This is a genomic window from Novosphingobium sp. B-7, from assembly GCF_000410615.1.
Classification (GTDB): Bacteria; Pseudomonadota; Alphaproteobacteria; order Sphingomonadales; family Sphingomonadaceae; genus Novosphingobium; species Novosphingobium capsulatum.
On sequence record NZ_KE148403.1, the window covers coordinates 3883 to 11181 of the forward strand.

General features: G+C 67.0%; 7 protein-coding genes. 3 read left to right on the forward strand and 4 right to left on the reverse strand.

What is annotated here, in order from left to right; translation table 11 throughout:
* The 4 genes from H926_RS28430 to bchF form a co-directional block, all read right to left on the reverse strand.
* Nucleotides 1-825: DUF3479 domain-containing protein (locus H926_RS28430; protein ID WP_043610197.1), on the reverse strand; the 825-nt coding region annotated here is incomplete at its 3' end.
* Nucleotides 815-2359, reverse strand: a complete 1545-nt coding sequence (bchB, locus tag H926_RS0117365) for a ferredoxin:protochlorophyllide reductase (ATP-dependent) subunit B (RefSeq protein WP_022677445.1) — start codon at nucleotides 2357-2359, stop codon at nucleotides 815-817. The genes bchB and H926_RS28430, both read right to left, overlap by 11 nt.
* Before the next feature lie 4 nt (nucleotides 2360-2363).
* A complete protein-coding gene (locus H926_RS0117370; RefSeq protein WP_022677446.1) occupies nucleotides 2364-3680 on the reverse strand; it encodes a ferredoxin:protochlorophyllide reductase (ATP-dependent) subunit N in 1317 nt (438 codons plus the stop codon).
* The gene (gene bchF, locus H926_RS28435; RefSeq protein WP_022677447.1) at nucleotides 3677-4231 is read right to left on the reverse strand and encodes a 2-vinyl bacteriochlorophyllide hydratase; all 555 of its coding nucleotides are present in this window, start codon (nucleotides 4229-4231) and stop codon (nucleotides 3677-3679) included. Before bchF ends, H926_RS0117370 begins: the two co-directional genes overlap by 4 nt.
* 211 nt (nucleotides 4232-4442) lie before the next feature.
* Here bchF and H926_RS28440 point away from each other — a divergent pair, with 211 nt between their 5' ends.
* The 3 genes from H926_RS28440 to H926_RS28445 all read left to right on the forward strand — a co-directional run.
* The gene (locus H926_RS28440) at nucleotides 4443-5360 is read left to right on the forward strand and encodes a B12-binding domain-containing protein (protein WP_082209216.1); all 918 of its coding nucleotides are present in this window, start codon (nucleotides 4443-4445) and stop codon (nucleotides 5358-5360) included.
* A 12-nt stretch (nucleotides 5361-5372) separates the two neighbouring features.
* Nucleotides 5373-6794 carry a transcriptional regulator PpsR gene (gene ppsR, locus H926_RS0117385; protein WP_022677449.1) on the forward strand — a complete coding sequence of 474 codons (1422 nt, stop codon included), beginning with the start codon at nucleotides 5373-5375 and terminating at the stop codon, nucleotides 6792-6794.
* 57 nt (nucleotides 6795-6851) lie between these two features.
* Nucleotides 6852-7299: UbiA family prenyltransferase (locus H926_RS28445; protein ID WP_022677450.1), on the forward strand; the 448-nt coding region annotated here is incomplete at its 3' end.

The following is a 7299-nucleotide window of genomic DNA, read 5'->3' on the forward strand; positions in this document are numbered from 1 at the left end:
AGTGGCCTCCATCGCGGCGATCAGCCCGTCATAATGCCCGGCATCGTTGCCCAGCAGATAGGAACGCAGCAGCAGCAGCCCCACCGTGCCGCGCGTGCCCTTGGCCGGCGGGGGTAGCAGCGCCAGGCTTTCCGACATCTTTTGCGCGGTGCGCGGGTGATAGACGCCCAGATCGGGATAGTCGCGCGGCGGCGCTGCGGCCATGGTGCCGCGCCGGCCGGCGCGCGGGCCGGCGGCATAGCGGTCGATCAGGCTCGACACCATCGCCACGACGTTGTCGTCCGACCCGGCGAGCCAGTATTGCAGCGTGAGGAAATAGGCGCGCACATCTTGCGCGGTGCCGGGGATGAAGCGCAGAATCTTGGGCAGGCGGCGCAGCATGCGCATCTGCCCGGCGCCCGAATTGCTGCCCGGTTTGCCACCTGGTTTGGTCGAGCCGCGCAGCCGCTTGAGCAGGGCGAGCGGCCCCTTGGCCGGGGCATCCATGCGATAAGCGCCCATCCGCGTCAGCCGGGTCAGCTCCCCGGCCGACATCAGGCAGACCATCGCGTCGCAGCTTTCGCGCCGCTCGACCAGCGTGGGCATGATCGCGCGGATATGGTCATCAAGGAACAGCATCGTGGCGATGACGATATCGGCGCGATCAACGGCGGCCTTGGCGCGATCGAGCGCGCCGGCCTCACGGTCCCAATCGGCGGCGGCGTGGAGGGTGATGGCGATGTTGCTATCGCCCAGGCGCACGCCGGCGCGTTCCACCGCGCCCTTGAGGTGGTTGTCCAGCGTCACGATGGCGACGCGCACGGGCGGGGCGGCGCTAGCGGGCATAGTGCGCCTTGGCATCATAGAGCGTGGCGATATCGATCTGCACACGGCCTTCCAGGGCGGCATAGCGTTCGGTGTTGGTGCGAGCCTTGCCACGCACGAAGAACGGCACCTTGCGCAACTCGCGCTCTGCATCGCTGGTCCAGGGAATATCGGCCTGCGAGACGATGGCGGGCGCCGGTGCCACCGCCGCCTGGGCCGGGGCGGGCTGGGCATGAAGGTGCGAAGGGCCGGCCGCGTCGGAAAACTCGAAATCGTCGCGGAACATGGCGAGCAGATGCTCTTCCAGCCCCATGACCAAGGGATGCACCCAGGTGTCGAAGATCACGTTGGCGCCTTCAAAGCCCATCTGCGGGCTGTGGCGCGCGGGGAAATCCTGGACGTGGACCGGCGCGGAAATCACCGCGCAGGGCAGGCCCATGCGCTTGGCGATATGGCGTTCCATCTGTGTGCCAAGCACGAGTTCGGGCGCGGCGGCGTGGATCGCCGCTTCGACCGCCAGGTGGTCGTCGGTAATCAGCGGATCGAGGCCGTGGTCGGCAGCAGCGGCGCGCATCTCGCGGGCGAATTCGCGATTGTAGCAACCCAGCCCGCAGACAGTGAAGCCCAGCTCGTCGCGCGCGATACGGGCGGCGGCAATGGCATGGGTGGCATCGCCAAAAATGAAGACGCGCTTGCCAGTGAGATAGGTCGAATCGACCGAGCGGCTCCACCACGGCAGGCGCGCGGCGGGATTGGCGAGCGCCGGGGCCGGATCGACGCCGGTGAGCGCGGCGACCGCCTGGATGAAATCGCGCGTGGCGCCAACGCCGATCGGCACCACATCGATCATCGGCTGGCCAAATGTGCGGGCCAGCCAGCGCGCGGCTTCCATGCCGATTTCGGGATAGAGCACCACGTTGAAATCGGCCCGGCCAAGGGTGCGTAGATCAGCCGGCGCGGCGCCGAGCGGGGCCACGCAATTGACGCCAATGCCCAGAGTTTCGAGCAGCTTGACCACTTCGACCACATCGTCGCGGTGGCGAAAGCCCAGCGCGCAGGGGCCGAGCAGATTGGCGAGCGGCCGGCGCCCCTCGCGCGGGGCGGGGCGCACGGCCGGATCGGCCAGTTGGCGGACCATGCGATAGAATGTTTCGGCGGCGCCCCAGTTTTCCTTGCGCTGATAGCTCGGCAGTTCCAGCGGGATGACCGGGCAGGGCAGGTCCAGCGCTTCGGCGAGGCCCGCCGGATCGTCCTGGATCAGCTCGGCCGTGCACGATGCGCCCACCAGCAGGGCCTGCGGGGCAAAGCGGACGGCCGCCTCGCGGATCGCATCCTGCAGCAGGGCGGCGGTATCCTTGCCCAGGTCGCGCGCCTGGAAGGTGGTATAGGTAACCGGCGGGCGGCGATCGCGCCGCTCGATCATGGTGAACAGCAGATCGGCGTAGGTATCGCCCTGGGGCGCGTGCAGCACATAGTGCACCCCGTCCATCGCCGTGGCCACCCGCATGGCCCCCACATGGGGCGGGCCTTCGTATGTCCAGACGGCGAGCTGCATGGCGCTATACCCTCAACACGTCGCGGCGGCGCAGCGGCCGGGCGAAAAGATCGGCAAGGTCTCCGGCCTGGTCGAACCCGTGGATGGGCGAGAAGACCAGTTCGATGGCCCACTTGGTGGACAGCCCTTCGGCTTCGAGCGGATTGGCCAGGCCCAGGCCGCAGACGGTGAGATCGGGGCGATCGGCGCGCACGCGGTCAAGCTGGCGATCGAGATGCTGGCCTTCGCTGATCCGCGTGGCGCTGGGCAGCAGCGGCAGTTCGCGCGCCATCAGCTCGCGGTGCAGATAGGGCGTGCCCACTTCCACCGGCACCATGCCGAGTTCGGTGGCGAGGAAGCGCGCCAGCGGCACTTCCAGCTGCGAATCCGGCAGGAAGGTGATGCGCTTGCCGCGCAGGCGATCCTGGCTATGGGCGATGGCGCGCTTGGCGCGTTCGCGGCCCGGTGCCGCCACGCGGTTGAACTGCATTGGGCACACGCCAAAGGCATCGGCCGCGGCGCGCAGCCACTCGGTCGTGCCCTCTGCCCCGAACGGGAACAGCGCGGGCAGATGCCGCGCGCCGCGATTCTGCAGAGCGCGCACGGTTTCGCCCAGGAACGGCTGTGCCAGCAAGAAGCGGGTATGGGCGCCCACGGCGGGCAGATCGGCCAGTTGGCGTGCGGGCAGCCAGCCGACCTGATCGATGCCGAGTTCGGTAAACAGGCGGCGGAACTGGTCTTCCACCACATCGGGCAGCGTGCCGACGACCAGCAGCGCAGGTGCGGTCCCGGCGCTGGCGGCCGGCATATGCGGCACCAGGGCGGCGAGGCAGGCGTCTTCGCCCTCGGTAAAAGTCGTTTCGATCCCGCTGCCCGAATAGTGCAGCACACGGGTGCCCATCGCGGCGCCGCTGTGCGTGCCGAGCGTGCGGTCGAGCCGTTGCGCCGCCTTGCCCAGATCGAGCTTGATGACTTCGGACGGGCACGAGCCGACCAGGAACAGGGTGCGGATTTCCGGGCGCCGCGCGAGCAATTGCGCGACGATGCGATCGAGTTCGTCATGGCAATCGGCCATGCCGGCCAGGTCGCGTTCCTCGATGATCGCGGTGGCAAAGCGCGGCTCGGCAAAGATCATCACCCCGGCCGCCGATTGCAGCAGATGGGCGCAGGTGCGCGAGCCGACCACCAGGAAGAACGCATCCTGCATCTTGCGGTGCAGCCACACGATCCCGGTCAACCCGCAGAACACCGCGCGCTGTCCGCGTTCGCGCAGCACGGGTGCATCGGCGCAGCCGGTGTCGGTCGGGGCGATTGCGGGGGCAAGGCCGGTTTCGCCGCTCATGATGTGGCCATCGGAGAATGGGCCAGGCCGGGCTGACCGTCGCGCTCTGCATCGAGCCGGGCGGCGCGCAGTTTGAGCAGGAATTGTCCGGCATTGACGAGGTATGCGGCATAGCCGGCAAGAGCGACGTACATGCGCTGTTCGAACGTGCCGCTGCCGCCCAGCAGCATCGCCAGGTAGGCGGTGTGCAGGCCGATCACCAGCATCGAGAACACGTCTTCCCAGAAGAATGCCGGAGCAAACAGCCAGCGCCCGAACACGACCTTTTCCCAGATCGAGCCAGTGATCATGATGGCATAGAGCGTCAGCGTCTTGACCACGACCGAGGTATCGGCGGCGGCCGTGCCGGTGTGCGTCACCAGGCTGTGCAGGACGAGGGCGAGGCTGGTGAGGAAGACGAAGAACTGGAACGGGGCGAGCAGGCCTTGCACCAGGGTCCAGCGAGTCGAGTCGCGGCGCGCCCGCTCTTGCGCGGTGTAGAGCTTGCGCCGTGGCTGGCGGCCCTGACCGTTCGCACTTGTGGTGCCGGAACTGATCGCATCCCCTCTCATGTGTCGATGCTCACCTTTGTTGTTGAGGGGAGACTACGCCTCACTTCGCACAAGTGTCAATCAAACTTGACGACAAGAAAATATGACACTTTGCCGTTTGTCAGATCGCCGAAAAGGGCGTAGGCTCATGGTCCCGAACAGCAGTGGCCGTATCGATGCCGCAGTCCGGGCAAGGCGCGATCTGCGCCAAACCGGACCGGAGGGGTCTGACATGGCTACTGTTTTAGGTGCAGGCGCGGCAAAGCGGGCCGGTCGTGGGGAAGGGGCCCCGCGCGCCAAGGACGGCCGCAACGCCGCATCCGGCCGAACCATGGCCAAGGCGCGCGATAGTGCGCGGGCCTTCCCCCCCGCAGCCGTTGATGCCCTGATCAGCGAACATATCATTCCCCGCCTGCTCATGGCCCAGTCCCATGGCCCGGTGCCGCGCATCGCCGCACAAGGCACGGCCAAGGTGGACGCGGCCGAGGCGGCGCGCTTTGCCTCGCTGCCGCTGCAGCTCGAAGCGGATGAACTGCTGGCCTTGGTGGAAAGCATCCTGGCGCGCGGGGCCTGCGTCGAATCTGTGTTCGTCGATTTGCTGGCGCCATCGGCGCGGCGCCTGGGAAAGCACTGGGAAGACGATGATTGCGATTTCGTCGATGTGACGATGGGCCTGTGGCGGCTGCAGGAAGTGATGCGCGAGGTGACCATGCGCTATCCGCCGCCGCGCGCCGTGCCGTTTCGCACGCGCTCGGCCCTGTTCGCGCCGATCCCTGGCGATCCGCACAGCTTTGGCGCGCTGATGGTGGAGGAAGTATTCGCCCGCGCCGGCTGGCAGACCGAGGTTTTGATCGACCCGGAGCGCAAGGAGTTGCTGCAGAATATTGCCGATCACAGCGTGGATCTGGTCGGCTTGACCATCAGTTGTGATTGTCCTAACGCAAAGCTTGCGAGCCTGATTTCCGCCATGCGCAGTGTGTCGCGATCGCCCGATCTGAAGATTCTCATTGGTGGAAGAATGGTGAACGCCAATCCCGCGCTCGTCGACGAGGTCGGTGCCGATGGCAGCGCACAGGATGCCTGTGGCGCGCTTGATCTGGCCGAGCGCCTGGTGCCGATGCAGGCGTTGCCCGCCCGCTTCGGCGCATAGCTGGCCACGCCCATGTCCAGCCGCAGGAACAGCATCGAAGGCAAACTGCCTTTCACCTCTGCCACCCGGCATTTTGCCGCGCTGGCCGGTGATGCCGCTGCCCGCCTGGCGATGGTCTCGGGCGAGATTGCGCTGATCCTGGACGCGGATGGCCGCATCGTTGACGTATCGGCCGATCCCCGCGAATTTCCCGAAGCAGGCAGCTGGGTTGGCCGCGAATGGCTGGACACGGTCACTATCGAAAGCCGGCCCAAGGTGATGGAAATGCTCGCCGGGATGCGCAAGGGCGTGACCCAGCACTGGCGCCAGGTCAACCTGCTGTCGGGCGAGGGGGACATTCCCGTGCGCTTCGTCACGGTCAGCCTGGGCGCGGGCGGCCAAGGCTGCATCGCCATTGGCCGCGACATGCGCGACGAAGCCGCGCTGCAGCAGCGCCTGTTGCAGGCGCAGCAGTCGCTTGAACGCGATTATATCCGCCTGCGCCAGATTGAGGCGCGCTATCGCCTGCTGTTTGAACAGTCTGTGGAGCCGGTGCTGATCGTCGATGCCGACGGGTTCCGCATCCGCGAGGCGAACCAGGCCGCGCATCGCGCGTTCCACAGCCGGCCCGGATCGTTGCAGGGTGGCAAGCTGACCGCGCTGTTTGCCAATGCCGCGCGCGAACACATCATTGCGTTCCTGGGATCGGCGATGGTGTCGCACGGGCTGCAGCCGCTCGATGCCGCGCTCGCCCATGATGGCGAAAAGGTGCAGATTTCCGCCAGCGGTTTCCGCGAACGCGGCGGCCAGTTCATTCTGGTGCGGCTGTCCAGCCCGGTTGGCGCGGCGCGGCCGGATGCCGGGGTGACGGTGCGGGTGATCGAGGCGATGCCCGATGCCTTTGTTTTAACCGACGCCGCCATGATCATTCGCGAGGCCAATGCCGCGTTTGTCGAACTTGTGGCTGCCGCCAGCGCCGAACAGCTGCGCGGCCAGCCGCTGGGCGACTACGTCGGTCGGCCGGGTATCGACCTGGACCTGATCGAGGGCCAGTTGACCAAGCACGACAGCGCCCGCAACGTGGTGACCGTGGTGGGCGCCAGCGATGGCTTTGAAGGCGAGCCGGTCGAGCTTTCGGCCGTGCGCACTGGTAGCGACCAGATCTGCTATGGCTTCGTCATCCGCCCGATCGGCCGCCGCCTGCGCGATCTGCCGACCACCAGCGACTCGCCGCGTTCGGTCGAACAGCTGACCGAACTGGTCGGCCGCATGTCGCTGCGCGACATCGTGCGCGAGAGTACCGACCTGATCGAGCGGCTGTGTATCGAGGCGGCGCTGGAATATACCTCGAACAACCGCGCCTCGGCCGCCGAGATCCTCGGGCTGAGCCGCCAGAGCCTCTATTCCAAGCTGCATCGCTATGGCTTGGGCAACATGGCTGACGCGGAAGATTGACATAAATTCTGTCAATTTAATTTGACGCATGGCGCGCCATGGGCGTAGTCTTCGGCCATGGCTCGCTCTGCTGCCTTTCCCGCGATGGCGCCACTTCCGGCGCTCCGGGACGTTGTCACCCTGCTCAAGCCGATCACCTGGTTTCCGCCGATGTGGGCGATGGTGTGCGGCGTGCTGTCATCGGGCGTGCCGGTTGCCTCGCGCTGGTCTTTCCTGATCGCGGGCATTGCGCTGGCCGGCCCGCTGGTATGTGGCACCAGCCAGGCGGTGAACGACTGGTTCGATCGCCATGTCGATGCCATCAACGAGCCGCACCGCCCGATCCCCTCCGGCCGCATCGCCGGGCGCTGGGGCCTGGCCATCGCGATCATCTGGAGCGGCGTATCGCTGCTGGTGGCGGCGCTCACCGGGCCATGGGTGCTGGCGGCCACGGCGCTGGGCCTCGCTTGCGCCTGGGCCTACAGCGCGCCGCCCTTGCGGTTCAAGACCAGCGGCTGGATCGGCC